This window comes from Weissella sagaensis (genome assembly GCF_010306265.1).
Lineage (GTDB): Bacteria > Bacillota > Bacilli > Lactobacillales > Lactobacillaceae > Weissella > Weissella sagaensis.
On the sequence record NZ_BLKA01000019.1, the window covers coordinates 1 to 1,730 of the forward strand.

General features: G+C 48.6%; 1 rRNA gene. It reads right to left on the reverse strand.

Annotation, left to right across the window (positions count from 1 at the left end):
* Positions 1 to 16 precede the first annotated feature (16 nt).
* A 16S ribosomal RNA gene (locus tag G7Y65_RS09255) occupies positions 17 to 1,574 on the reverse strand.
* Between the last annotated feature and the right edge of the window lie 156 nt (positions 1,575 to 1,730).

The following is a 1,730-nucleotide window of genomic DNA, read 5'->3' on the forward strand; positions in this document are numbered from 1 at the left end:
TTCCGATTTTCCTTAGAAAGGAGGTGATCCAGCCGCAGGTTCTCCTACGGCTACCTTGTTACGACTTCACCCTAATCATCTGTCCCACCTTAGACGGCTGGCTCCTAAAAGGTTACCCCACCGGCTTTGGGTGTTACAAACTCTCATGGTGTGACGGGCGGTGTGTACAAGACCCGGGAACGTATTCACCGCGGCGTTCTGATCCGCGATTACTAGCGATTCCGACTTCATGTAGGCGAGTTGCAGCCTACAATCCGAACTGAGACATACTTTAAGAGATTAGCGTACCCTCGCGGGTTAGCGACTCGTTGTATATGCCATTGTAGCACGTGTGTAGCCCAGGTCATAAGGGGCATGATGATTTGACGTCATCCCCACCTTCCTCCGGTTTATCACCGGCAGTCTCACTAGAGTGCCCAACTGAATGCTGGCAACTAATAATAAGGGTTGCGCTCGTTGCGGGACTTAACCCAACATCTCACGACACGAGCTGACGACAACCATGCACCACCTGTCACCTTGTCCCCGAAGGGAACGCGCTATTTCTAGCGTTGTCAAGGGATGTCAAGACCTGGTAAGGTTCTTCGCGTTGCTTCGAATTAAACCACATGCTCCACCGCTTGTGCGGGTCCCCGTCAATTCCTTTGAGTTTCAACCTTGCGGTCGTACTCCCCAGGCGGAGTGCTTAATGCGTTAGCTGCGACACTCAAGGGCGGAAACCCTCGAACATCTAGCACTCATCGTTTACGGTGTGGACTACCAGGGTATCTAATCCTGTTTGCTACCCACACTTTCGAGCCTCAACGTCAGTTACAGTCCAGAAAGCCGCCTTCGCCACTGGTGTTCTTCCATATATCTACGCATTTCACCGCTACACATGGAGTTCCACTTTCCTCTACTGCACTCAAGTCATCCAGTTTCCAAAGCAATTCCTCAGTTGAGCTGAGGGCTTTCACTTCAGACTTAAATAACCGTCTGCGCTCGCTTTACGCCCAATAAATCCGGATAACGCTTGGAACATACGTATTACCGCGGCTGCTGGCACGTATTTAGCCGTTCCTTTCTGGTAAGATACCGTCACACACTGAACAGTTACTCTCAGTGCCGTTCTTCTCTTATAACAGTGTTTTACGAGCCGAAACCCTTCATCACACACGCGGCGTTGCTCCATCAGGCTTGCGCCCATTGTGGAAGATTCCCTACTGCTGCCTCCCGTAGGAGTATGGGCCGTGTCTCAGTCCCATTGTGGCCGATCAGTCTCTCAACTCGGCTATGCATCATTGCCTTGGTAAGCCATTACCTTACCAACTAGCTAATGCACCGCGGGTCCATCTCTTAGTGATAGCAGAACCATCTTTCAACCAACAACCATGCGGTTGTTGGTATTATACGGTATTAGCACTTGTTTCCAAATGTTATCCCCTGCTAAGAGGTAGGTTACCCACGTGTTACTCACCCGTTCGCCACTCTTTGAAATCAAAAAATCAAATCAGAGCAAGCTCAAAGCGTTCGACTTGCATGTATTAGGCACGCCGCCAGCGTTCATCCTGAGCCAGGATCAAACTCTCATTTTAAAAGCTTGAGTATAACTCATTAATTTGTTTTGTTTAACAGAAGTTAAACGAATTTACTAGCGAATTGACTTCGCAAATGTTTTTGTTTCAAGCATAATGCTTGAAGACCCTACACATTTGTTCTATCGAAACGATATTCAGTTTTCAATGACCTAC